Source organism: Ensifer sp. ENS02, from assembly GCF_014851885.1.
Taxonomy (GTDB): Bacteria; Pseudomonadota; Alphaproteobacteria; order Rhizobiales; family Rhizobiaceae; genus Ensifer; species Ensifer adhaerens.
In genome coordinates this window covers 126481-151437 of the sequence record NZ_JACVAO010000013.1, presented here as the reverse complement: position 1 = coordinate 151437, position 24957 = coordinate 126481, and the positions used below count along the sequence as shown (strand labels likewise).

Annotated in this window: 17 protein-coding genes; 15 read left to right on the top strand and 2 right to left on the bottom strand. The window is 63.0% G+C overall.

Annotated elements, in window-relative coordinates; translation table 11 throughout:
* The first annotated feature begins 32 nt into the window (after positions 1–32).
* From IB262_RS25895 to IB262_RS25865, 7 genes are read left to right on the top strand one after another with little or no spacing between them, the layout of a single operon-like run.
* Positions 33–1091, top strand: coding sequence for an ABC transporter ATP-binding protein (locus IB262_RS25895; protein WP_060519047.1), 1059 nt, complete (start codon positions 33–35; stop codon positions 1089–1091).
* Positions 1091–1963, top strand: coding sequence for an ABC transporter permease (locus IB262_RS25890; protein WP_060519049.1), 873 nt, complete (start codon positions 1091–1093; stop codon positions 1961–1963). The genes IB262_RS25895 and IB262_RS25890 overlap by 1 nt, the downstream gene beginning before the upstream one ends.
* 4 nt (positions 1964–1967) lie before the next feature.
* Entirely contained in the window at positions 1968–2762 is a 795-nt protein-coding gene (locus tag IB262_RS25885; RefSeq protein WP_060519051.1) for an ABC transporter permease, read from the top strand.
* Between the two features lie 6 nt (positions 2763–2768).
* Complete coding sequence (locus IB262_RS25880) at positions 2769–3083, top strand: (2Fe-2S)-binding protein (RefSeq protein WP_060519053.1); 315 nt, start codon at positions 2769–2771, stop codon at positions 3081–3083.
* Complete coding sequence (locus IB262_RS25875) at positions 3076–4479, top strand: NAD(P)/FAD-dependent oxidoreductase (RefSeq protein ID WP_192493975.1); 1404 nt, start codon at positions 3076–3078, stop codon at positions 4477–4479. The genes IB262_RS25880 and IB262_RS25875 overlap by 8 nt, the downstream gene beginning before the upstream one ends.
* Positions 4476–5618: an FAD-dependent oxidoreductase gene (locus tag IB262_RS25870; RefSeq protein WP_110819683.1), complete on the top strand. Its 1143-nt coding sequence runs from the start codon at positions 4476–4478 to the stop codon at positions 5616–5618. The genes IB262_RS25875 and IB262_RS25870 overlap by 4 nt, the downstream gene beginning before the upstream one ends.
* A gap of 17 nt (positions 5619–5635) precedes the next feature.
* A complete protein-coding gene (locus IB262_RS25865) occupies positions 5636–6691 on the top strand; it encodes an ABC transporter substrate-binding protein (RefSeq protein WP_060519060.1) in 1056 nt (351 codons plus the stop codon).
* Positions 6692–6883: 192 nt separating this feature from the next.
* Here the strand turns inward: IB262_RS25865 and IB262_RS25860 are convergent, their stop codons facing one another.
* Positions 6884–7579 (bottom strand): response regulator transcription factor, encoded by a 696-nt coding sequence (locus IB262_RS25860; RefSeq protein WP_060519061.1) that lies wholly within the window; start codon positions 7577–7579, stop codon positions 6884–6886.
* Positions 7576–9024 (bottom strand): HAMP domain-containing sensor histidine kinase, encoded by a 1449-nt coding sequence (locus IB262_RS25855; protein ID WP_060519064.1) that lies wholly within the window; start codon positions 9022–9024, stop codon positions 7576–7578. Before IB262_RS25855 ends, IB262_RS25860 begins: the two co-directional genes overlap by 4 nt.
* 572 nt (positions 9025–9596) lie before the next feature.
* On the opposite strand from IB262_RS25855, the gene IB262_RS25850 reads away from it, so the two are divergent.
* The 8 genes from IB262_RS25850 to IB262_RS25815 all read left to right on the top strand — a co-directional run bounded on the left by IB262_RS25850 (position 9597) and on the right by IB262_RS25815 (position 24935).
* A complete protein-coding gene (locus tag IB262_RS25850) occupies positions 9597–16328 on the top strand; it encodes an autotransporter outer membrane beta-barrel domain-containing protein (protein WP_348646934.1) in 6732 nt (2243 codons plus the stop codon).
* 1043 nt (positions 16329–17371) lie between these two features.
* Positions 17372–17746 (top strand): hypothetical protein, encoded by a 375-nt coding sequence (locus IB262_RS25845; RefSeq protein ID WP_060519066.1) that lies wholly within the window; start codon positions 17372–17374, stop codon positions 17744–17746.
* Positions 17747–17894: 148 nt separating this feature from the next.
* On the top strand, positions 17895–19412 hold the full coding sequence (locus IB262_RS25840) for a phage tail sheath subtilisin-like domain-containing protein (protein ID WP_234824543.1): 1518 nt from the start codon (positions 17895–17897) through the stop codon (positions 19410–19412).
* Between the two features lie 17 nt (positions 19413–19429).
* The gene (locus IB262_RS25835; protein WP_060519070.1) at positions 19430–19957 is read left to right on the top strand and encodes a phage tail protein; all 528 of its coding nucleotides are present in this window, start codon (positions 19430–19432) and stop codon (positions 19955–19957) included.
* Between the two features lie 41 nt (positions 19958–19998).
* Positions 19999–20679 carry a hypothetical protein gene (locus IB262_RS25830; RefSeq protein ID WP_146243039.1) on the top strand — a complete coding sequence of 227 codons (681 nt, stop codon included), beginning with the start codon at positions 19999–20001 and terminating at the stop codon, positions 20677–20679.
* Positions 20680–21526: 847 nt separating this feature from the next.
* A complete protein-coding gene (locus tag IB262_RS25825; RefSeq protein WP_192493974.1) occupies positions 21527–22792 on the top strand; it encodes a DUF4255 domain-containing protein in 1266 nt (421 codons plus the stop codon).
* Positions 22789–24669 (top strand): ATP-binding protein, encoded by a 1881-nt coding sequence (locus IB262_RS36730; protein WP_110819679.1) that lies wholly within the window; start codon positions 22789–22791, stop codon positions 24667–24669. The genes IB262_RS25825 and IB262_RS36730 overlap by 4 nt, the downstream gene beginning before the upstream one ends.
* The gene (locus IB262_RS25815) at positions 24666–24935 is read left to right on the top strand and encodes a hypothetical protein (RefSeq protein WP_060519078.1); all 270 of its coding nucleotides are present in this window, start codon (positions 24666–24668) and stop codon (positions 24933–24935) included. Before IB262_RS36730 ends, IB262_RS25815 begins: the two co-directional genes overlap by 4 nt.
* The last annotated feature ends 22 nt before the right edge of the window (positions 24936–24957 follow it).

Below are 24957 nucleotides of genomic sequence, written 5' to 3'. Positions count from 1 at the left end.
TCCCAGGGGTAGCGACCCACGGGAGAATGAGCATGAGTTTCCTGAACCTTGAGAAGGTCTCCAAGTTTTATGGATCGGTCGCGGCCGTTCATGATTTCGATCTGGCGGTCGAAAAGGGCGAGTTTATCTCGCTGCTCGGGCCCTCGGGCTGCGGCAAGACGACGACCCTGCAGATGATCACCGGGCTCGTGCGTCCCTCCTCGGGCACGATAACCATGGGCGGGCGCGACATCACTCATTTGCCGCCGCCGCAACGCGAACTGGGCGTAGTCTTCCAGAGCTATGCGCTCTTCCCCCATATGACCGTGGCGCAGAATGTTTCCTTCGGCCTCGAAATGCGCAAGGTCGCAAAACCGGAGCGCGACAAACGGATCAAGGAGATCCTGTCGCTGGTCCATCTCTCGGCGCTTGCCGATCGCTACCCGCGCGAGATGTCGGGCGGGCAGCGCCAGCGCGTGGCGATTGCCCGGGCGCTTGTCATCAATCCGCCGGTGCTTTTGCTTGACGAGCCGCTATCGAACCTCGATGCGCAGCTTCGCGAAGAGATGCAGTTCGAATTGCGCCGCATCCAGCAGACCGTCGGCATCACGACGATCATGGTGACCCATGATCAGGCTGAAGCGCTGTCGATCAGCGATCGCGTCGTCGTCATGGAGAAGGGGCGCATCACCCAGGTCGATACGCCTTACGAACTCTATGAGCATCCCCGCAACGACTTCATCTCGTCCTTCGTCGGCAAGTCCAACTTCATGTGTGCGACCTCGTCCTTCAACGGCAAGGGTGCGTCGATCTGCATCGACAACACGCCGATCCGCTTCAACACCGACCGCCGCGAGCCGGATGGCAAAGTCTCGATCTTCATCCGCCCAGAAAAGCTCCGATTGACCGAGCCGGGCGAGGGCCAGATCCAGGGCAAAGTGACGACACGCTATTTCATGGGGAGCCAATGGCTGGTCAGCGCCGAGACACCGGCGGGCGTTCTTGCCGTTGCGGTTCCCAATCTCGGTGCGCCGCCGCCGATGGAAGGCGAAACCGTTGGGCTTGCCTGGCAGAGTGCCGATTGTCGTGTGCTGGCGGGAGCGGCCAAGTGATGAGCGCCGCTACCTCCGCCATCAAGCCGCGCCAGCTCGCGCCCTTGGCTCTTTCCGGGCCGACCACCCTGTTCTTCATCGGCCTCGTGCTCTTGCCGCTTCTGTTGACGGTGATCCTCTCCTTCAACAGCTATGACTATACCGGCGGGATCCAGAGCGACTTCACCTTCGCCAACTACCTCACGGTGTTGCAGGACGAATATTATCTCTCGACCTTCTGGCGGACATTGCGGCTTGCGCTTCTGACGACGGTCATCACGGTGGCGATCGGTGTGCCGGAGGCCTACGTGCTCTCGAACATGCGCAAGCCCTGGCGGTCGATCTTCTTGCTCGTGATCATCGGCCCGCTGCTTGTTTCTGTGGTGGTGCGCACCTTCGGCTGGAGCATGCTGCTCGGCAAGAACGGCTTTGTAAACAGCGCGCTTGCCATTGTCGGCCTTGACCCGGTGCAGCTTCTCTACACCGAGACGGCGATCGTCATCGGTCTCGTCCATATCATGCTGCCGTTCATGGTCATCCCCGTCTGGACCGTTCTGCAGAAACTCGACCCGACGGTCGAGGCGGCAGCGCTCACCCTCGGCGCCTCGCGCTTCACCGCCCTTCGTCGCGTCGTCTTTCCGCAGGCGGCTCTCGGCATCCTCTCCGGCAGCCTCATCGTCTTTGCACTCTCGGCAAGCTCGTTTGCCATCCCCGGCCTGCTTGGCGGCCGGCGGCTGAAAATGGCGGCAACACTTGTCTACGACGAGTTCCTGATCGAGCTGAACTGGCCGCTCGGTGCGACCATCGCGATCATCGTGCTTGTCGCCAATCTCGTCATCATGCTCGCCTATAACCGCCTCATCGAGCGGCAGGCGAAGCGCAAGCTGGGTTGAAGCCATGCAGAGAAACGGACCCATCGCTCTCGCATTCCATAGCCTTGTCGTCGTCTTCATGCTGGCGCCGATGGTGGTCGTCTGCCTCGTGGCCTTCACGCCGGAAAACACCCTGGCGATGCCCTGGAATGGGCTGTCGCTACGGTGGTTCAAGGCGGTTTTCCATCATGCCGACTTTATGTCGTCCTTCGGCAACAGCGTAAGGCTCGCCCTGCTATCAGCCACCATCTCCACCGTTTTTGCGGTTCCGGCGGCGCTGGCGATTACCCGCTACGATTTCCGCGGCCGTGAGGCGCTGAACGCGCTCTTCCTGTCGCCACTGATCATTCCGCACCTGGTCCTCGGCGTCGCTTTCCTGCGTCTCTTCTCGCTGATGGGCATGGGCGGGTCCTTCGGTTGGCTTGTCGCCACCCATGCGATCGTCGTCACCCCCTATACGCTGCGGCTGATCCTGGCGTCACTCACCAGCATGGACCGCAACGCCGAAAATGCGGCGCGCACGCTGGGGGCTGCGGAGTGGACGGTGTTTCGCCGGATCACCATGCCGCTCATGCTGCCAGGTGTCAGCGGCGGCTGGTTGCTCGCCTTCATCAACAGTTTTGACGAGCTGACCATGTCGATCTTCGTGACCTCGCCGTCGACGGTAACGCTGCCGGTCCGCATGTACATGTACGCGAGCGAATCCATCGATCCGATGATGGCGGCCGTTTCGACGCTCATGATTGCACTTGCCACCGTTACGATGATCATCCTCGATCGCCTGTTCGGTCTCGACCGGCTGCTTGTGGGCAAGGGCTGATATCCGATGTCGATGAACCCGTTACTCCGGCGGCGCTACCGCCTGGACGAGACACTCGTGCCCTTCACATTGAACGGGACGGCCCAAACCGGGCGCCGCGGCGACACGGTACTGACGGCGATACTCTCGGTCAGCGGTCGCCTGAGACAGAGCGAATTCACCGGGGAGAACCGGGCCGGCTTCTGCCTGATCGGCGCCTGTCAGGATTGTTATGTGATGACGGCGCAAGGCAGCCGCGTCCGCGCCTGCAGCACCGCCTTGCTCGCGGGCATGGCTTTCATCACCGATCTCGGCGCGGTGTCGGAGACGGCCCATGATTGAGCGGTTGCAGCCCGTCATCGTTGGCGCCGGACCGGCGGGCATACGCGCCGCCGAGCGCCTCGTGCGCGCAGGTCTCAGGCCGATCGTGCTTGACGAAGGTCTGCGCGCTGGCGGGCAGATCTATCGACGCCCGCTGATCGACGACGGTCGATCCTATCGCAGTCGCTATGGTTCGGAAGCTGGCAAGGCAAGAAGGTTACACGAGGCTTTCGAGGCACTCTTGCCTGCGATCGACTATCGCCCCGAAACGCTGGTCTGGAATGTTTCGGCGGCTGAGCGCGGCAATCAGCTCGATGTCCTTTTGGCCGGCGTGCATCGGCAGATCGGCTTTTCGCAACTGATCCTGTGCACCGGCGCGACCGATCGCGTGCTGCCATTTCCGGGATGGACGACGCCTGGAGTTTACACGCTCGGCGCCTCCCAAGTGGCGCTGAAAGCCCAGGGCTGCACAATTGGTGACCGCATCGTCTTCATGGGCTCCGGTCCGCTGCTCTACCTCGTTGCCTGGCAATATATGAAGGCCGGCGCGTGCGTGGAGGCGGTGCTCGACACAGCACCCATCACGTCGAAGCGACACTTGCTGTCGCTTGCCATCCATGCGCCGCGCATCGTCGGGCTTGGTGTTTTCTACGGGCTCCAGCTCCAGCTGGCCGGCGTGAAGATCCGCAACGGCGTGCGGCCGGAGGCGGTCCTCGGGACGGGCCAGGTCGAGGGTCTTCGCTTCCGTCGGCGGGCAAGCAAAGGTGAGGTCGTCGAGACGGTATCCTGCGACGCGCTCGCCTACGGTTTTTCCCTTCGGCCAGAAACCCAGCTTGCCGATCTTGCCGGCTGCCGTTTCTGTTTTGACGAGCGCGATCGCGTGTGGCTGCCTGAGCGAGACGCCATGGGGCGCACTAGCCGGGCCAACGTATACGTTGGCGGTGACGGCAGCGGAATTGCCGGCGCCGATGCGGCGGAAGTCTCGGGCGAGCTCGCCGCGGCCGCTCTGCTCGAGGATGCGGGGAAAGCATCAGCGGATGGAGCGCGCCTGGTGGCGGCCCGCGAAGCGATCCTGCGGCAGCGTGATATCCTCGAACGTGCCTTTCCCTTCCCGGTTGATTGGTTCGAGACGGTCCCGGACGAGACGACGCTGTGTCGTTGCGAGGAGATTACCATTGCAGAAGGACGCCGCGCCATTGCGAGCGGCTCCATCAGCGAGATCAACCGCCTGAAGGCGCTGAGCCGGGTCGGGATGGGACGTTGCCAGGGGCGCATGTGTTCCGCCGCTGCCACCGAGTTCTTGAGCGGGCTTTGTGGCGTTTCGCCCGGTGAGGTTGGTCGCCTTCGCGCTCAGGCGCCGGTCAAGCCGATCCCGCTTGGTTTCGGTGCTGCCGTAGAAGCGGAGGCTCGGTCATGAGCTGGCGCATCTCCGTCGACGTCGCGATCATCGGCGGCGGGCTGGTCGGCAGCTCCGCAGCACTTGCCATGCGTAAAGCGGGGCTTTCAGTCGCCCTCATCGATAGGGGCTATTGTGGCGCGCAGGCGAGCGGGGTGAACTATGGCGGCGTGCGCCGGCAGGGCCGCGCCCCCGAACAATTGCCTTTGTCGCAGCGCGCACACGGTATCTGGCCGCAACTCAAGGCAATGGTCGGCATCGATGCCGAGTACATGCGCTCCGGCCATCTGAAGCTCGCCCGCACGGAAAAGGATTTTGCCAAGCTCGAAGCCTATGCCGAGACGGTTCGGGACTATGGGTTGGGGCTTGAGCTCGTTGCCGGTTCGGCGTTGGCGCACCGGTTCCCCTGGCTTTCCGCCCAGGCGGTCGGCGCGTCGCTCTGCCCCGGTGACGGCCACGCCAATCCGCGTCTCGTTGCGCCCGCCTTCGCACGAGCCGCCGAGCGCGCCGGCGCGATGGTACTGGAGCAGACGCCGGTGCGCGACGTCGCTGCGACCGGAAACGGTTTCGAGATCCTCGCCGGCGACGGCATCGAGATCCGCTGCCAACAACTGGTCAACAGCGCCGGTGCCTGGTCCGACCGCTTTGCCGCGAATTTCAACGAGCCTGTACCGCTGACACGTATCTATCCCTCGATGGTGGTCACCGAACCTCTGCCATTGCGTTTGCCCGTCAGCATGGGTGAACAGGGCGGCAGCTTCTATGGCCGGCAGGTGGCGCGCGGCAACTACGTCATGGGGGGCGGTCGCGGCCTGCCCCTTGGAGATCCCGACTATTCGCGTCCGTCGGTGACGGCTGCATCCTCCGTCATGCAGCGTGCAATCACGCTCTTTCCGCATCTGGCTGAAGCCCAGGTCATCCGCTTCTGGTCTGGAACCGAGGCGGAAATGCCCGACGGCAACCCGGTGATCGGCCCGAGCGAGACGACATCAGGCCTCTTCCACGCTTTTGGCTTCTGCGGCGCAGGTTTTCAGACCGCGCCCGCCGTCGGCGAAGTGCTCGCAGAACTCGTCACCGAGGGCCGCAGCACTACGCCGATAGACGCCTTTTCCATTGGCCGCTTCCGCAAGGTGGCGGCCGAAACTGCAGCCTCGTTGTAAACAGAAAGGGGAATACCATGATCGACCAACGGCTTACCAAAACCACGGCCCTCGCACTGCTGGCGTTCGTTATGCAGCAGAATTCTGCCTCGGCGGAAACCAAGACGCTCTACATCGGCATGAACGGCGGAAACTTCGAACGCGCCTATACCGAGCACGTGCTGCCGCCTTTCGAAAAGGCGAACGACGTCAAGGTCGTCGTCGTACCCGGTACCTCCGCCGACATCCTCGCCAAGGCAACCGCCGCCAAGGACAATCCGCAGATGCATGTCATGCTGCTTGACGATGGCGTAATGGTGCGCGCCATCGGCGGCGGTCTCTGCCAGAAGATTGCTGCTGATCCGGTGCTTGACCAGATCCAGATGGCTGCCCGCCTGAAAGACGACATGGCGATCGGCGTCGACATGGGCATGACCGGCCTTGCCTATAACAAGAAGCTCTTCGACGAGAAGGGCTGGCCGGCGCCGACCTCGTGGATGGACATGGCCGATCCCAAATTCGAAAACGCCGTCGTGTTCCAGTCGGCTTCCGCATCGAGCTTCGGCCTGCACGCCTTCCTGATGTTCAACCGCATCCAGGGCGGCGACGAGACCAACGTTGAACCGGGCTTCGACAAGTTCTCCGATACGATCGGCAAGAACGTCATCGAGTTCATCCCGAGTTCGGCGAAGATCTCCGAAATGGTGCAGACCGGAGAGGCAGCGATCTTCCCGCTGACCCCAACAGCCGTCAACAACCTCAAAGACAAGGGCATTCCAGTGGAATACGCCCAGCCGAAGGAAGGCTCCGTCGTGCTCGCCGTCACCGAATGCGTGATCGCCAACAACAGCGAACCGGAACTCAGTCAGAAGCTCGCCCACTACCTGCTTTCGGCCGAGGCACAGAGCCTGGCGCTCGATCACGGCAACATCATCCCGTCAAACGTCAACGCCAAGGCCGGCACAGATGCGGCGAACGCGAAGCTCTCGACGTTCAAGGCCAACATGGAGACCGCCAAGGTCCTTGATTGGGATGCGATCAACCAGAACCGGCAGGAATGGAACAAGCGCTGGAACCGTATGATCGAACGGTAAGTGTGGCGGGAACGCTCATCAGTCCGCCAGGCGCGCAGGCGTGCGCCTGGCGTTGCGACATGGAGCGGTGATCTTCCTGTCTGACCACGCAACCGAAGCTGGCTATTGGCGCAAAGCGGACATGTCTCACAACGTCTTACTGTCGCGGATCTGTTGGCCCACCAGTCGCTTCGTTCGTGCGAACCAAATCCCCTATTCTACGGCCGAAGGTGCGGTGAACGTATAACCCACGCCATAAACCACCTTGATCGGTACAGTGAGGTCGGTCTGCTCGCCGATTTTACGCCGAAGGCGACTGACGACGGCATCCAGGTGCCGGTTGTCGAAGTGGGTCCTAGGTCGGGCAATTGTCTCCGCCAGCTTTTCCCGCTCGCATATGCCGCCGCCGTGTTTGCAGAGCGCGCTTACCAGCGCGAATTCGGTCGCCGTCAGCTTGAGTGAGCGCTGGTTCGGCGCAGTGAGCGTCCAGTGTCGGCTGTCCAGCACCCACTTGTCTCCAGTGCTATCAGCCAAATCGACGTGCTCGCCCGTTCGTCGCAACAGGCTGCGGATCGCGGCTTCGATTTCCCGCAGCGTACTGTGTTTGACGAGATAGATGTCAGCGCCGCTTTCGAAGCCCCGGATGCGGTCGTCGCTGTCGCCAAGAGCTGTGAGCATGATAATGCCGCAGCGATGTTTCTCGCGGACTTCTCGCGCGAGGTCGAATCCGTTGCCATCGGGCAACCCGACATCGAGAATGATGACGTCTGGCGGCTCATGATCATCCAGTACTCGACGGAGCGCTTCTGCAGTCGCAATTCCTTCGGCGGTGAAACCGCAAAGCGCCAGGAAGTCGACCAGATCCTTGCGCAGCCGCTGTTCGTCCTCGACGATCAAAACATGCGTCAATTCATCTTCTCCTTTAGCTGCGTTGGCTCCGCCGCCTCCCTCAGCAAGGGCACGCGTGCCACGGCAGTCGTCCCCCCTCCTTCATTGGAGAAAAGATCCAGCGTGCCACCATGATAGGCCAGAAGCTTGCGCGACGAGTACAGCCCGAGCCCTGTTCCACTTCCGGCCTTGGTGTTGGAGGCACGGAAGAACCGGCGTCCGATCTTGTGAACCTCCGCTTCGGGTATGCCGATACCGCGATCACGGACCTGGATAATGATGGACCCGACATCGGATCGGCCATCAATGTGAATAGGCTGATCGTCGGGAGAATATTTGAGTGCGTTGTCAATGAGATTGATAACGACGGTTGCCAGCATGTCTGGATCGGCAATCGTAGAGACTGCTTCACCCTGCGTCCTGAAACGCAAGCGTTCACCGCGACCGGTCATGTCGAAATGTAATTGCACGTCGGCAATGAGAGATGCGATCTGCATCCGCTCCGGCCGAAAGCGATTGTCACCGTCATTTGTCATGAACCGCTCGATCAGGGAGAATAGACGATCGAGCGCCTCGCCAATGCCGGCAAGCCGTTCCTTCGTTGCGTCTTTGGATTTGTCACCTATGAGGCCGATCATGTCGACCGCATTGCGAATGACTGCAAGAGGCGTGCGAAACTCGTGACTGACAATGCGCATGAAGTCAGCCTGTTCTTCACGAAGGGCGCGTTCGGCCTCAAGACTGGCATTCAGTTGGAGTTCGAGCCTTCTGCGTTCCAGCACTTCGCGCGATAAGGCTTCGTTTTTCTCACGCAGGGCTGCCGAAAGTCGCGAGTTGACCATAAACAGCAGGCAAGCAAACAGGGCAATCAGGAACAGACTTCCCTGCAGAAGATACCAGGCGTTGCGGTTGTTAAGGATCGCGATGTCCTGGTGCGCCGCCGGAAACCAGAATTCGATCGCGCTATGAACCACGCTGGCTGCCATGTATTCACCCAGCACCGCCATCGTAATCCAGCGCAGAAGCCGGGGCTGCGTCCGATCGCGCAAGAGGGCCACACACATCAATGACATCATCAATACCGTAAAGGCGGTCGATGTGTGGACGCGGATTGCAAGATCGCCCGGATCGAGCGTCACCGCGATACTCCAGGCTGCGACCTGAAGGACAAGCAGCGAGACGCCGACCCAGGTGTAGCGGGGCTGCCCTAAAAAGCGCGCCAGGCCCTCGGCGAGCAACACGAGGCCAAGCTTGATGATCGTATTGTGTAGCACGATCGACCACGCAGCTGGCTGATCGCCTCTCAAGATCATCAGGAACAGCCCGATGGCGATCGCAGTGTATCCGGCCGCCAGAAACTTCAATTCATAGAGATGGCGCCAAGCAAGCCAGACAAAGATCCACGCGACCGCCTGTAAACTGGCGGTTGCCAGATCGACGACGAGCACTGTCTTGAGGTCCAGCATCTCTCAGCATTTGCACAGGGCGGCGGTTCGCGCAAGTCTAGGTCGTCAGGCGGCGAGTTGAGGGACAAAGAAAGGACAGTAAGTTCAGCCGAGCTTTGGCAGAATCTGTAATAAATTTGAAGATTTGACCTAAATTGGAGAGCGGCGTCTTCCACCGGCAGTCTCGGATGGGCTCGTTCGCCTTCATGCATGTTTTGGTCAGAATTGAATAGTTTTGTTCTGTAGATTCCTCGACCCCATTTGCCTTACCGTCACTTCACAGTGACCTTGCATTTGTTTGATTGGGGGAGAGCCCTTCGCGCGCAGATTGCGTATGCGCCGAAGTCGGCCGCGCTTGCTCCAATTTTGAAGGGGCTCGCCGTATGAAACATGCCGAACGCACGGGAAAGATCTTGCGAGCATTTCGACTTCGGTCGAACGCTGCCTCGTCCCTCACCCAGGGGGAGTTGCCATTCTCTCAAACATGCAGTCGTGAAGTTGCTCCTTTCCGGCCTAAATTGATCAACCGAGCGCGGGGCAATGATGGTTGCCCGGCCGGCGTTCGGAACGTTTACGTCCCGCATGTGCTCATCATGTTGGCTTTGGGGCTCGGTGGAGCTGGTATGGCAGGCGAAGCGTCTGCAGGCTGCAATGGCGATCCAAACCAGACAATCGGCCAGGTCGACTACGGATATACGTGGTCAGCCTGTTGGGGCGACAGCGGTGTCGATCATGACGATGAAAAGGACGGAGACGCCGGAGCAAACATAACGATCAACACAAGTGCGTCGTATACCGCTGGCGCAAGTCTCCCCTACGTCGTGCCGTCGGGCTCAGCCGGCGGTGTCATCATGACATACACGATGGGCGGCGGCGGTGTCGACGAGGGACGCGCGGGTGCCGGCGGGACCGTGACGATCACTAATTTCGGCGCCATTACCCTGTCTGCGTCTACGGATCCGGGCACCATCGGGAGTTTGATTTCGGCAACGAGTTTCGGCGGCTCCGGGGACGAGGACAATGACAATTACAAATCGAACGGTGGTGCCGGCGGTGCCGGAGGCGCGGTAACGATTACCAACTATGGAATGCTGGCCGTGGAATCGCTGAAGTCGACCACGGCCAGAGGCATGGCCGGGATCTTTGCGGTGAGCAAGGGAGGCAGTGGCGGTGAACAAAACAGCGGCGCGACCGGCGACCAGGTGGGCGGCAACGGTGGCAACGGTGGCACGGTCAGCATCGCCAACACAGGGCAGGTAAATCTCGGCAGCCCGACCAGTTCGCTGAGTGGCCTCGACTATGCGTGGGGCCTGGCTGCCGAATCCACCGGCCAGCAGGGCGGTCACGACAACGGTGCGGGCGGTGCGGGCGGCTTCGTCGATATCGCGAACGGTTCCTCCGGAAACGCAAGCGCCGGGGCGATCAGCGTTTACGCAAACGACACCGACAGCGTGCGCGGCATCCATGGGCTGAGCCAGGGCAGCGACGGCACGGCATCGCGAGACAGCTCCGATAAAGGCGGTGTGGGTGGAGGCGGCTCGGTCGTAAATGTCGACACCTACGCAGATATGACGATCGTCGCCACGGGCCAGGTGACCGAGCTTTCGGGCGGCGTCGTCGCCGTCACTCGGGGTGGCGATGGTGGCGACGGTTGGAGCTCGAACGTCGCGGGTGCCGGCGGCGAGGGTGGCAGGCCAGACAGTGGGCTGGCCGCGACGACCGTGACGGTCCATTCGGGCATCATTTCGACGCAGGGCGACGACCTTGGCGGTGTGATCGCATTGAGCCAGGGTGGCCGTGGCGGCGACGGCCAGGACGGAGAGAAGGACAGCTCCGGCGGTCTCGGCGGGAACGGCGGTCAGATCCAGTTGAACCTGTCCGGCGGCAGCGTTTCGACAGATGGCAGCAACGCCTTTGGCCTGTTGGGCCAGAGCATAGGCGGTCAGGGTGGCAATGGCGGCGACGAAACGGCTGTTGTCGGCACGAGTGGTGGGGGCGGCTATGGCGGTAACGCCGGCAGCGTGGGTGCCTTTACGAACGGCGCATCCAGGATCACGACGACGGGTGACTACTCGACCGCCATCACCCTGCATTCCATCGGAGGCGGTGGTGGCACTGGCGGCGACTTCACTGACGTGCTCGGCGGGGGAGCGGGCAATGGTGGCAATGGCGGCAGTGGCAACACGGCTATCGTCAACAACAATGCAGCAATCACGACGGCGGGCGGACATTCCTACGGTATCCTGGTCCAGTCGATCGGCGGCAGCGGCGGCACAGGCGGCATTGCCGCCGGGCTCACGCTCGAGCTGGGTGGCGATGGTGGCAGTGGTGGGTCGGCGGAGACGGCCAGCGTCCTGAATGCCGGTACGATCACCACATCTGGCTATTCGGCGCACGGCATCATCGCCCAGTCGATCAGCGGCGGCGGCGGCGCTGCCGGTATGGCGGGTGGAATTCTGTCGATCGGCGGTTCCGGCGGCTCCGGTAACTTTGGCGGCAATGCGCAGGTTCAGAATTCAGGTGTCATCAGTACCGGCGGGGATGCCGCCATCGGCATCCTGGCGCAATCGATCGGCGGCGGTGGCGGTTCGGGTGCCGGCGCGTCGGGCATCGCGACCGTTGGGGGTTCAGGTAGCGCCGGCGGTGACGGCAGCGAGGCTGGCATATTTTTGCCCGGCGGCTCGGTCACCACACGGGGTGAGATGGCGCATGCGATCATGGCACAGTCGATCGGTGGCGGTGGCGGCAACGGCGGCAACGTGATCGACCTGTCGGTTGGTCTCCCCGCATTGGGTGTCGGCGGCAGTGCCTCGGGCGGCGGCGCCGGCGGCAAAGTTTGCGTCACCAACCAATATTCCGGTGACGGTTGTTCCGCAGAGACTGGTGCGCACGAGGCGGTTGATGTCGCCACTGCCGGCTCAGGCGCGGTCGGCGTGCTCGCACAGTCGATTGGTGGCGGCGGAGGCAACGGGGGAAATGCCACGGGTGGCGATGCCGGGCTTGGTAGCTTCCAGATTGGCGGGGGCGGTGGGGGCGGTGGCTATGCCAGCATCACCAGTGTCGACTTCCAGGGCTTGACCCTTACCACTCAAGGTTCGCACGCCGCCGGCATCGTTGCGCAATCGGTCGGGGGTGGTGGCGGCACGGGCGGCTCCGCAAGCTCCTACTCCGCAGGTCTCGGCTTTACGGCGTCGGTGGCTGTCGGTGGTACCGGCGGTTCAGGCGGCGCCGGCGGCGACGTCTCCGTCGACCTGACCGATAGCATCATTAGCACCGGCCAACACGGCGGCGATGTGACTGATGCCATCGGCGTCCTCGCACAGTCGATTAGCGGCGGTGGCGGTAGCGGTGGTTCCTCGGTTGCCGATGCGCTCACCGTGGCAGTGCCGACCGGCGAGGATGTCTCCTTGGCGATGAGTGTCTCAACGGCCGTCGGCGGTAGCGGCGGCTCAACCCACTCTGCGGGCGACGTCTCCGTGAGCTTGGACGGCAGCACGGCGGTCTCTACGAAAGGCGCTTCGTCGCATGGCGTGATGGCACAATCGATCGGCGGCGGCGGCGGGAATGGCGGCAGCGCGTCGTCGATGGCAGCGACCGCCGGTACCGTGGATACTGTCAGTGCCGACATCGGTGTTTCGGTCGGGGGCTCGGGCGGCGGCGGCGGCAATGGTGGTGCTGCCGAAGTCGCACTGAAGGATAGTGCCTCAGTGACGACGGCAGACGACTATGCCAATGCGATCGTGGCGCAATCGATCGGCGGGGGTGGCGGCAATGGCGGTGTCGGCAGCGTCAACAGCAAGCAGATTGGCGGCGGCTTCAACCTGACGGCCAATGTCGGGGTTGGCGGCTCGGGCAGCGGTGGCGCAAGCGGCGGGGTGACGACTGTCGATCTTGACGCAGGCACAGCCCTAAAGACCAGCGGCACGGGTGCACGCGGTGTGCTCGCCCAGTCGATCGGCGGCGGTGGTGGCACTTCGCAAGGCGTCAGTGTCGGGCTGTCGGCCAGCGCCAGCCTGCCCGGAGGCGAGGAGCCCGAAGGCAGTAGCGGCGACTTTTCCGCATCGGTTGGGGTTTCGGTTGGCCGGACCGGCGGCAGTGGCGGTTCGGCCGGGACGGTCAACGTCACCACATCGGGCAATATTGCTACCTTCGGCGCAGATGCGGACGGCGTGCTCGCGCAGTCGATCGGCGGCGGCGGCGGGCTTGGCGGCTCCGTGGGGCAGGCGAGCTCCGGTGATGCCGAGCCGCTCGATGACCAGGGCGCCAGTGATTGCCTGAGCGACGACGGTGACGGTAAGTCCGGCTACTGCTTCGATGTCAATGTCGGTGCCACGATCGATGACGGCGGTACCGGTGGCACGGCCGCCAACGGCAACACTGTCACGTTGACACATGCCGGCCGCATCAACACCACGGGTGATTGGGCCGACGGCATCGTCGCCCAATCGATTGGCGGCGGCGGCGGTGCCGGTGGTAGCTCTACCGCGTCTGGCAGCCAGGCAACTGCCAACATAACCGTCGGCGTCGGCGGCCGTGGCGGTGCGGGGGGAAATGGCGGCGAGGTCGACATCACCTTCGACGACAATCACGGCAACAGCATCAACACCTCCGGATACAGTGCCTATGGCGTGCTCTTACAGTCGATCGGCGGTGGCGGTGGCCAGGGCGGTGACGGTTCGGATCATGCGGCGGGCAAGATCACCGTCGGGGGCGGTTTCGGCGGCTCTGGCGGCTCAGGTGGGTCGGGGGGCCTGGTTGAGGCGCAGGGTTGGATCAATCTGTCGACCAGCGGCGACGATGCGCACGGTATCGTCGCGCAGTCTATCGGTGGCGGCGGTGGCGTCGGTGGCGCTGGAAGCCGTACGGCTTCCGAGGACGAAAACAGCCACGCGATCGACCTCGTGGTCGGCGGCAGCGGAGGGGTTGGCGGTCGTGGCGGCGAGGTCGACCTTGCCATCGGTACCGCGCTCAACACCTATGGAGACCGGGCGTTCGGCCTCGTCGCACAATCAATCGGCGGCGGCGGCGGCATAGGTGGCGCCGGCGAAGCCGACAGCATAGCCTCGCTTGTGGTTGGCGGATCGGGCGGCAGCGACACGGATGGCGGCGCTGTCACGGTCGATCTGACGAGCGAGAGCACGGTTCACACGCGTGGCATCGGCGCGCACGGCATTGTTGCCCAATCGATTGGCGGTGGCGGCGGCATTGGCGGAACGGCTTCGGGCGCGCCGCTCTCCTTCAAAGGTGACAGCCCTGCCAGCTTTGGTGATGGCGACGATGTTTCCGTCAATATCGACGGCGGCATCCTTACCGATGGCGACTATTCCTTCGGTGTTCTCGCGCAATCAATCGGCGGTGGCGGCGGTTTCGGCGGCAACGCGACCAGTGCTTTCATCGGGTCGAACGGTAACCTCTCTTCGGCCGGAAAAAGCGGCGATGTGACGGTCACCCTCGATGCCGGCAACGAAATCCGAGCGACCGGCAAAGACTCGATCGGCATACTTGCGCAAAGCGACGGAGGCACAGCCAACAACGGTACGGTCAATGTGACGGTGGATGGTTCCATTACGGGCGGATCCGGTGACAATGGTGCCGGTGTCTGGGTCGCGGGCGGGCAGAACAATAGCGTGAACGTCAATTCCGGAGGCATGATCTCGGCTAATTCCGGTGTCGCCGTCCAATATAGCGCCGGACTGAACCCGCTCTCAGACGGCACGCTGATGGTGGTGAACAACGCCGGTATCATCGACGGCAGCGTCAAGGGGGCCATCACCGTCGACGCCAAAATATCGAAGACGGCCCGTGTCGGAAGCGGCATGGCGGTCTCAGTCGTCAATGAGACAGGTGGCCTGCTGACGGGTGCAAAGGTTTACGAGGCTGACGTGTTCAATCATGGCCGGCTGGCAGTCGGCGGTTCTGAGGCTATCGACGCCACGAAAATCACCGGCAACTTTGCCCAGCTTATGGACGGCGTTCTGGCAATCAACGCCGATTTCGCTGGCTCGCGCATCGATCGACTGACGGTCGAGGGCGACGCCAGCCTCGCCGGCAAGTTCACGGTGAGTGCCGAAAGTGTCTTGCCCGGTATCACTTTGTCTTTTCTCACTGCGGGTGGCACCTTGGATCACTCGCTAAGCGGGCAGTCGGCAATCTACGACTACGTGCTGACCCGGACTGGAAACGAGCTGTCAGTTGCGACGGGTTCGGCCCATTTCGGCGAGCCTGGCTTTGCGCTGAACGCGGACCAGCACAACGTCGCCGACCACCTGCAGGAGATCTGGGATGCCGGCGGCGGTTCCTTCGGCAGACTGTTTGGCACACTGGGCTCGCTTGCTGATGGCGATTCTGGTGCATACGGGTCCGCCCTGTCCGATTTATCGCCCGGCGTCGCAGGAGCGGCCGCGGCCGGCAGCATCGCCACGACGCGGCAACATCTCGACCTTTTGCTGAGTTGCCCGATGTTTGCTGCGGACACCTCGTTCCTGACTGAGACGGAGTGCGCGTGGAGCCAGGCAGGTGCACAGAAGCTTGACCAGAAGGCCAGCGGCGGCGTCTCGGGTTTCGACAGCATGACCTATGCGCTGCAGGCCGGCGCCCAGGTCGAGGTGTTGCCCGACTGGTTTGTCGGCTTTGCCGGGGGCTACGACCGCAGTGCCATTCGCGGTGACGACGGTCGCGTCAACGCCGACGGCGACGTCCTTTATGCCGGTGCCTCACTGAAGCATGAAATTGGTCCTTGGCTTCTTTCGGGCGCTGTTTCCGGCAGCTATGGCTGGTACGACAACGTGCGTACGATCCGGATTCCGGGCTTTGCCGGACAGGCGGAGGGCGAACCGGAGGTCTACAATGTCAGCACCCGGTTGCGCGCTGCTTACACCTTTGCGCAGGATGCCTACTATGTGCGGCCGCTGGTCGACCTTGACCTGATCTATTCGCACGCCCGTAGCTACCGAGAGTCAGGTGCCGGCCCGCTCGATCTCCTGATCAACGACACCCGCCAGTGGAGCTTCACCACCACCCCGGCAATTGAGATTGGCACGCGCGTGGATCTGAGCGAAACGACGGTTATGCGGGCCTACGCGGCCGCAGGAGTGAGCTTCAGCAGCGCTGACAGCTGGGATACGTCAGCCCGGCTGGCCAATGCACCAGCTGGGGTCGGCGCTTTCGAAAGCACGGTGCCACTGGCCGATGTGGCAGGTCGACTAAGCGCGGGCGTCGACATCGCTAACGCCGACGGCTTCAGTTTGCGCGTCGGCTACCAGGGCTCGTTTTCCGACACCTATTCCAGCCATGGCGGCACACTGCGGATTGCCTACAAGTTCTGAGGGGATCAAAGATCTTAAGACAGGGCATGTCGTCGTGGGTGGGTCCAACCTGTCCCAAAAAGCGTTCCCGGGCAATCCAACCGGCAAATCCAGTCAACGAGGGCGCGAACGAGGTGGTGGCGCGCTTGCTTGACCCAAGAACAATGTACAGAGAACCGGTTTAGCGTACCGGCGTGCGCACAACGAAAATGAGCCTCCGCAGGGGGGCGGAGGCTCACGCGCGCATATATTTTCAATAACAAGTTTTATAAATATCAAGCAGTTACACGGAAATATGAACCGTAAACGCAGCGGCGGCTGCGTCGAAATAGGGTGGCGGTGTGTGCAAATGCAGGTGCAGTTTGCCAATCGGGAAACCGCATAGCAACTCGCCCAAATGGACATTTTGCGTAATACATTGGGCTTAGCCAATGACGCGACGCGAGCGCTAGAAAAATCGCGTAACGTTTCGTCGGGAACGTTGCGGCGTTGCTCTGCCACCTGATGGTTGCGATCTGGCTGTGAGGCTTCAGCACTCATAATATGTACACTGAAACGACCAAATCATTGGGGAAATGCGAAGCAGAAACGCATGTAGTGCCTCTCCCGACGGTCGCGACCTAGTCTCGCAACAAACAACGCAAATCACCAACGTCGTGCAATTGTTTTTGAACTTACGCCAGCCGCGTCTCACCGCCTGTGCGGGAAGCCCCAACTTATACATATTATCCCGTATATTCTATTGGGATTTATACTTGGTTTATTTTAATGTGGAATGGTGTTCGATTGGTAGCGGCAGTGTAGAGATTAGAATTATCTCCGTTGACATTTTGTGTGTTCTGTATCTTTATAATTATCTTCTTGCATTCTGATAAGTATATCTCAAGCGTGACGTTGCTACGTTCGACGCTGCGAATGCCTTTGGGCTTCCCTAAGCACTATCCGGCGAGCTGGGCCTTAAAGCAGCAGATCTCGTTAAAGCGTCCGTGTTTGCTGGCGCAATTTAAAATTGTGATACTGGATTCTCCGACTGATCGCGCAACGCTTTCTCCGAGGTGCCTTTCATGTCAGAAACAATCACGTGGTCCCTAACCGCAGGTGGCAAGTCAGGCTCTGCCATCCAGACCAAGGGCGCATCGACGGGCGATGGTATCGTTTCCGTCTCTGTTGATCTCGACGCCGGAAGTGCAGAGCGCGATCTGGCCCTGCAGGTCGACAAGGTCGACAACGTCGCCTTTCTCGCAATCTCTTCCGATCTTCTCGACGGTTCGGTGACGGTCAAGGCAGACGGGGCCAATGCTTCCGCGCTGAGTGGTCCGATCCTCTTGTTCGGAGAGGCGGTCAAGCTCTTTGCGGGCGATCTGACCACCCTGACAGTTCACAACACATCGGCGGATAAAGCCGCCAAGGTAACGGTTCTGATCGGCCTGACGGTCTGATCTGACTTTCAATCCGGTTTCGACGGCCCGCAAGGGCCGTCCGATGCATCGTTCGCTTTTGCATTCACGATCCGTTTGAGAACAGGAGCCGCGCATGCCCATCTCTCCAACCTATCCCGGCGTCTACATTCAGGAGCTCGACTCGGGCGTGCGAACCGTCGCCGGTGTGCCGACCTCGATTGCCGCTTTCGTCGGACGCACGAAAAAGGGGGGTGTCGGGGAACCGACGCCCTGCTTCAACATGGGCGAGTTCAATCGCCGCTTCGGTGGGCTTTGGAGCGACAGCAATGTCTCCTACGCCGTCGACGATTTCTTCGCCAACGGCGGCGGGCAATGCCTGATCGTACGGCTGTTCGAGCAGGACGGCGGCGACGGCTATGCAGGCTTGACTGTGGGCACCCTGATCCTGCGGGCCAAGAGCCCTGGTGCCTGGGGTAATTCGCTCTCAGGGAAAATCTCGCACCCCGACGTCGCCGATCCCGAGGGCGCGGCCGCAGCTGCCAAGAAGTACGGACTGACAGTCAACGACATCTTCGATCTGGAGATCGTCGACACTGCCACTGACACCCGGGAGGTATTGCGTACCCTGTCGATGAGAAGCGATGCGGGCCAGCGCCGGTTCGACCGGATCCTCGCGGCCCAGAGCAACCTCGTTGAAGCGCCGCCGGCCCCGACCTTTTCCAATAGCCGGCCCGCGGATGCCGCCACAGGTACTGCTACCGGTGGCGACGACGGAACGACGCTGGCCGATGCGACCTACCAAGGTGATCCGGCGCTGAAAACCGGCATGCAGGCGCTGCGCAAGGCGGACATCTTCAACCTGCTCTGCATCCCACCCGACACCCGCGAGGCCACCCTGCCCAAGGCAGTCAGGGAAACGGCCGCTGCACTTTGCGCTGAAAGGCGCGCGCTTTACATTGTCGATCCGCCGAACGAATGGGACGCCAACCCCGACACCGCGGCGACGACGGCGAAGAATGCCCAGCTCGACGCCACGGACCAGGTGCTTCCACTCACCAATGCCCGCAACGCCGCGCTCTATTTTCCGCGGCTTCTCAAACGTGATCCGTTGCGCGGCGGTCAAATCGATGCCTTCGCGCCCTGTGGGGCGGTGGCGGGCGTGATCGCCCGCACCGACGTCAATCGTGGGGTCTTCAAGGCGCCGGCCGGCCTGGCCGCAACGCTGTCCAATACCCAGGGGTTGACCGTGAAGCTGACCGATCAGGAAAACGGCCTGCTCAACCCGATCGGCGTCAATTGTCTGAGGTCGTTCCAGAACATCGGCCGCGTCGTCTGGGGCGCTCGCACGCTGGCGGGCTCGGACGTGCTGTCGGACGACTACAAGTACGTGTCGGTCCGGCGCCTCGCGCTCTTCATCGAAGAGAGCCTGTTCCGCGGCACACAATGGGTTGTGTTCGAAGGTAATGACGAACCGCTCTGGGCACAGATCCGTCTCTCGGTGGGATCGTTCATGCAGCGGCTGTTCCGGCAGGGCGCGTTCCAGGGGGCGAGCCCCAAGGAGGCCTATTTCGTCAAGTGCGATGCATCGACGACCACGCAGGACGACATCAATCGCGGCATCGTCAACATCGTCGTCGGCTTCGCGCCGCTGCAGCCGGCCGAATTCGTCATTATTTCGATCCAGCAGATCCGCAGCGCGTCCTAAAGGGAGGGCGGACAAACATGCCACAGTTCACCACGAATGCCGACCGTTTCGACCCCTATAAAACGTACAAGTTCCGTCTGCGCTTGCCGGACGGGGACTACGTTGCAGGCGTCAGCAAGTGTTCAGCGCTCAAGCGCTCGACGGAGGTGGTCAAGCACCGCGAAGGTGGCGACCCCTCGACCAGCCGCAAGTCGCCTGGCCAGACCGAATATGAGGCAATCACGCTGGAGCGCGGGGTTACCCATTCCAAGCAGTTCGAGCAATGGGCTAATAAGGTGTGGAACTATGGGGCGGGCCTCGGGGCGGAGGTGTCGCTCAAGGATTTCCGCAAGGACCTGATACTCGAAATCTACAACGAGGCCGGTCAGATTGTTTTGGCCTACAAGCTCTATCGTTGCTGGCCCTCCGAGTTTTCGGCCTTCTCCGACATGGACGCTTCGGCTAGCGCCATCGCGATCCAGACGCTGAAGCTGGAGAACGAGGGATGGGAGCGGGACGAAGACGTGGCTGAGCCTGAAGAGCCCAGCTTCGAAGTTCCGGCCTGATCATGACCCTGGGAGCTCCCTCACGGCTGGACGCCTCCGCGGTGATTGAGCTGGCCGACCGCGCGAGCGTGCTGTCGCCGGCTCAATGGTCGGTCGCGCTGCTGCAACGGGCCTATCCCGAGGCCGCGTGCGGGACCCTCTTGGCCCTGCCTATGGGGGCGCGCGACCGTTTGGTTCTGGCGATCCGGGCACGACTGAGGTCGGGCCCGCTCCGGGCGGAACCGGTTTGCGAAGCGTGCGGTAAGATCTACGAGCTCACGCTCGAACCCGCCAGCCTCGGGCTGGCGGGGGAGGCGCTTTGGCCAGAACCTGGTTTTCAAAAGGTGATGATCGGTGGCTGCGAGGCGGTCTTGCGCCCGGTGACCGTCGGCGACATTCTTGAGATCGAGACCATCGCCGAACCTGAAACGGCTGCGCGGATGCTGGCGGCACGGGTCCAGGAAACAGCAATGGATCTGCCGCTCGATGGCCTTGCCGAGGCTCTGGAGGCGATCGATCCGGGCGCCGATGTGTGGTTGGAGACCGGCTGCCCGGAGTGCGGCGCCAGGCAATCCGTGGCTTTCGATTCGGTGCATTTCGTCGCTCGTGAGCTGCAACAGATTTCGCGGCAGATCCTGCATGACGTCGTGCACATCGCTCGGGTCTTCCACTGGTCCGAGGCCGAGATCCTCGCTTTGCCGGAGCATCGGCGGGCCTTTTATGTGGCCGAGGCACTGGCATGAGCGCGTTCCTGAGCAACCTTGCCGCGCGCGCGCGCGGCACGCTGCCCCGGCTGGCGCCGCGCCGGCCCGGCCCCTTCGAAACGCTGGGTGAAAGGTCCGAACCCTCCGACAGCGATAGGCCGGTGCCTTCCATGTCTTCCGAGGCTCCGTCGCGCACCCCGCGCACCAGAGAGGCCGCCCCTCCGGCGGCCGCCCCCGTCGCGGGTCCGACCATATCCGCAGCAGCTACGACGGTCCTGAGGTCGACACACGCTGCAGCGCCGGTCACGCCAGCCACGTCGGCACCGGCTGCACCGTCGCGTCGCATGATGCCATTGGCGCCCGCCGCAGGCGTTGCTCCGGCTGCTCTTGCTTCGAGGCCGGCGGTCACGCCACCGGTGGCAACGTCGTCGCAAGCCGTTTTGGCCGCTGAAACCCCTCCGGTCGCGCACGCTCCCGTTTCGTTGCCCATCGCGCCGTCCGCTCCGGCGCCGGTGATCGCTAACGGCACACTTGCAGACGCTCTTGGGGACATGTCCGGCGAAACGGCCCGGGCGGATCCCGAACCGGCGGCGTCCCCTGTCGCTGCCGATGGTCGGCCGGTATCGCGATCATCGATTGTCCCGGTCCCGAGGGCCGCCCCGCCATTGCTTGCGCGCGAGGATACCGCGCCGAATTGGGCAGCGCAGGTCCCGCGAGGCAGGAACGCTGACCGAGCTGTGGAGCCGCAACAGCCGCCCCAGGTCGAGATCCGCATCGGCACCATCGAGGTGGTGATGGATCCGCCGCGAGGCGGACAACCAGCCCCGGCAAGGGCGGAGGCTCGGGGGATCAGCCTGGATGACTTTCTCGACGGGAGAGGTGGGCGATGAGCAACCCGCTGGCCATATCCACCGTCAGCGCAGCCTTTCTCCGGCGCATCCTGTCGGCGGCCAACGCCGTGGTGCCAAATGCCAAGGTGCGGTTGGGGGCGCCCACGGCCAAGCTTGCCGAGGATGCAGCGCCGCTCGTCAATCTTCATCTCTACCGGGTCGAGCCCAATGCCGCCCATGCCAATGACCATCTGCCGACGCGTGGTGCCACCGGCCAGATGCGCGGCCCCAGCAAGCTGGCGCTGAACCTGCACTATGTAATGAGCTTCTACGGCAATCACGACGCGTTCGAGCCCGATCTGATGCTGGGCGAGGTGATGCTGGCTCTGGAGCATGAGCCGCTGCTGAGCAAGACCACGATCCACAACGCCATCGAAGACAACGACGAGCTGGAAGATAGCGACCTGGAGGCGGCGTTGGCGCGGCTGCGCGTGACGCGCCAACTGATGACGATCGATGATTTCTCGAAGATCTGGTCAATCTTCTATCAGGTCCCCTATGTGCTGTCGCTCTCCTACGAGGTTAGCCATGTGGTGATCGAGACGTCCGCCACGCCACCGGTTCCTACCCCGGTGGCGCATCCCGGGCTTTGGGTCTCGCCGGTTTCAACGCTCCGGCTCGACGCAGCGGGCAGGGCGCCCGGCAGTATCATCCCGCCGGTCTGGGGCGGTATCCTCCATGTGGCGGGCAGGGGCCTGGCCAAGCCGGGGCTCGAGCTGGAAGTCGATGGTGGCGGTCTTGCCATGAGCGGGGTTCGGCAGTCGGAGGCGGCGCTTGCAGTGACGCTCGATGCCCCCACCTTCGGCGGCGTCGAGTTGGCCGTCGGCGTCCACAGACTGCAGGCGATTGCACCCAGGACCAGCGCTGACCAGCCGGATCACGTGCGCGCCCGCTCCAACGCATTGGCCTTTGCACTCAGCCCAGCGATCGTCGTCGGTACGATCACCGCGCCGGCGGGTGGAACGACGGCGACAGGTACGGTCGATATCGGCTTCACCCCTTCGATCCGGTCGGATCAGGCGGTCCGGTTGCTTCTCGATGTCCGCAACCCGGCAGCGCCGGCGCAGGTGATCCTGGCCGGGCGTATCCCTGTGGAGGGTGGAGCGAACGCCGCCTCGCTCACCTTTTCCTTTGTCAGCTTGCCGCGCGGCGATTATCTGGTGAGGGCCGATGTCGACGGGCTCCTCAGCCCGGTCACGCTCGACAGCACCGCGGGCAGCTCCACCTATGGCCAGATCATCGGCCCGGAGCTTTCGCTGTGAGCCGCGCCGAACATATCGCGTCCCTGGCCGACGCCTTCCCGGTCGTGCGCGCCTGGCTCGAACACGGCCCGGTCGCCGAAACCAAACCGCCGCGCACCGCTGCCTGCGAGCTGGCCGATATCTTCCGACTGGATGCGTTCGGTCGCAACATCCTGCTCTTGTGCGCCTATGTCGCCTTGGAACCGGACGGGCGTGACATCGTCGCCCGGTTGCTTGACGATCCTTTGACCTCTGCCCCCACGCTGTCGCTGGCACTGACGCGTCTGCCGGGCGCACACTGGAAGGGACTGTCGGCCGAGGCGCCACTGCGCCGGGCAGGGCTGGTCCGGATCGAGGGCAGCGGCTCGCTGGTCGATGCGCGCCTGCGCCTTGCGGACACGGTGCTGCTGCGCCTTGTCGGTGCGCCCTCGCTGGACGCCGGGGCCTCCGCCCTGCTGCGCCGCATTCCGCGACCGTTGTCATTGGCACCCAACCGCGCCACGCTCGCCCGGGAAATCGGTTCCCGCCTGTCTCTACCGGACACACCGGTGCTGCACCTGACCGGCGGCGATCCCGAGGGCAAGCTTTGCGCTTTTGCCGAAGCCTCAGCCGGGATCAACGCCATCACCTATGCGCTGAACTCGCAGCTTCTGCCCCAGACAGCCGTCGAACTGGTGGACTTCGCCGCTGGGCTCACCCGGGATATGATGCTGTGTGCCGGGCGGTTGGTGCTGATGCATGACGACATGGGCGAGACACGGACCGCCCAGCTCTTTGCCGAAACCTATGGCGGGCCGCTCGCCATCGCCTCGGTCGAACCGATGCGGGTCGGTCACCGGTTGGCGCTCCGCCTGGAGATGCCGCGCCTGAAGGCGTCCGAGCAGCTTGCCGTGTGGCACAGCGTTCTCAGTGATGACGATACCGATCTTATCCCGGCCCTGCCGCGCCTTGCCGCCACCTTCTGCGTGGCTCCCGAAGTTGCGCGTGCTGTCGCTGCAGAAATGTCGCTGGAGAGCAATCGCGATCCGAAGCATCTGGCGACCTGCGCCTGGGAGGCCTGCCGCCGCACCGCGCGGCCCCGCATGGACGACCTGGCGCATCGCGTGGCCTCGCCCGCGACGTGGGACGACCTGATCCTGGCGCCGCGACAGAAGGATGTGCTCGAAAGCATCATTGCCCAGGTGCGCAACCGCACGCAGGTCTACGAGGAGTGGGGCTTCGGCGTGCGGCTCCAGCACAAGGGGCTCGGGGTCTCGGCGTTATTTTCAGGCCCGTCGGGCGCGGGCAAGTCGATGGCCGGCGAAGTCATCGGCAATGCGCTCGACCTTGATGTCTACCGCGTCGACCTTTCCGCGATGGTCTCGAAATGGGTCGGCGAGACCGAGAAGAACCTGCGCCGGGTCTTCGATGCGGCCGAGGATGGCGGCGTGATCCTGCAATTCGACGAGGCCGATGCGCTCTTCGGCCGCCGCTCCGAGGTTAAGGACAGCCATGACCGCCACGCCAATATCGAGGTGAGCTACCTGCTCCAGCGGCTCGAGGCCTATCGCGGGCTTTGCATCCTGACCACCAATATGCGCGACAATATCGACGACGCGTTCCTGCGTCGCCTGCGCTTCATCGTCGATTTCCGCTTTCCCAATCTGGCCGAACGCCGGGCGATCTGGATGCGGATCTTTCCTGACGCACAACCTCGCGAGCAACTGGATTACGACAAGCTGGCACAGCTCAACCTGGCCGGCGGATCGATCCGCAACATCGCGCTGGGCGCGGCCTTCCTCGCGGCCGACCGCGGTTGCGCAGTGTCGATGGCCGAGATCCTGCAGGCGGCGCAACTCGAATACGACAAGGTTGGCCGGCAGATGACCGACGCTGAACGCGCGGGGTGGCTGCAATGACTGCGGGGCCACGGATCGTTCTCAACATCGACCGGCTTCGCGTTCATGGCGTGCACGCAAGCGACGCTGCCGCGTTGGCGAAGGGGCTGAGGACGGCGCTTGCCGCGCAGCTTGCCGCCAATGGCGGCGCGCTGGCCGGGCAGGGTGGCGCCGATCATTTGCGTTTGAGCCTGCCACCGGCTGCAGGGCGCGGCCCTAACGCGCTCGGACGCCTTGCCGGTCAGCGGATCGCCGGGGCGCTCACCCGCCCGAAAGGAGGTGGCTGATGTCCCTGCGCGCTGCTCTGCG

What these genes read in the sequence shown, in the direction of transcription:
- IB262_RS25895 (WP_060519047.1), top strand. Translation starts at nt 33, where the DNA reads ATGAGTTTCCTGAACCTTGAGAAGGTCTCCAAGTTTTATGGATCGGTC.
- IB262_RS25865 (WP_060519060.1), top strand. Translation starts at nt 5,636, where the DNA reads ATGATCGACCAACGGCTTACCAAAACCACGGCCCTCGCACTGCTGGCG.
- IB262_RS25835 (WP_060519070.1), top strand. Translation starts at nt 19,430, where the DNA reads ATGCCACAGTTCACCACGAATGCCGACCGTTTCGACCCCTATAAAACG.
- IB262_RS25825 (WP_192493974.1), top strand. Translation starts at nt 21,527, where the DNA reads ATGAGCAACCCGCTGGCCATATCCACCGTCAGCGCAGCCTTTCTCCGG.
- IB262_RS25880 (WP_060519053.1), top strand. Translation starts at nt 2,769, where the DNA reads ATGTCGATGAACCCGTTACTCCGGCGGCGCTACCGCCTGGACGAGACA.
- IB262_RS25850 (WP_348646934.1), top strand. Translation starts at nt 9,597, where the DNA reads ATGTTGGCTTTGGGGCTCGGTGGAGCTGGTATGGCAGGCGAAGCGTCT.
- IB262_RS25855 (WP_060519064.1), bottom strand. Translation starts at nt 9,024, where the DNA reads ATGCTGGACCTCAAGACAGTGCTCGTCGTCGATCTGGCAACCGCCAGT.
- IB262_RS25870 (WP_110819683.1), top strand. Translation starts at nt 4,476, where the DNA reads ATGAGCTGGCGCATCTCCGTCGACGTCGCGATCATCGGCGGCGGGCTG.
- IB262_RS25890 (WP_060519049.1), top strand. Translation starts at nt 1,091, where the DNA reads ATGAGCGCCGCTACCTCCGCCATCAAGCCGCGCCAGCTCGCGCCCTTG.
- IB262_RS25875 (WP_192493975.1), top strand. Translation starts at nt 3,076, where the DNA reads ATGATTGAGCGGTTGCAGCCCGTCATCGTTGGCGCCGGACCGGCGGGC.
- IB262_RS25845 (WP_060519066.1), top strand. Translation starts at nt 17,372, where the DNA reads ATGTCAGAAACAATCACGTGGTCCCTAACCGCAGGTGGCAAGTCAGGC.
- IB262_RS25885 (WP_060519051.1), top strand. Translation starts at nt 1,968, where the DNA reads ATGCAGAGAAACGGACCCATCGCTCTCGCATTCCATAGCCTTGTCGTC.
- IB262_RS25815 (WP_060519078.1), top strand. Translation starts at nt 24,666, where the DNA reads ATGACTGCGGGGCCACGGATCGTTCTCAACATCGACCGGCTTCGCGTT.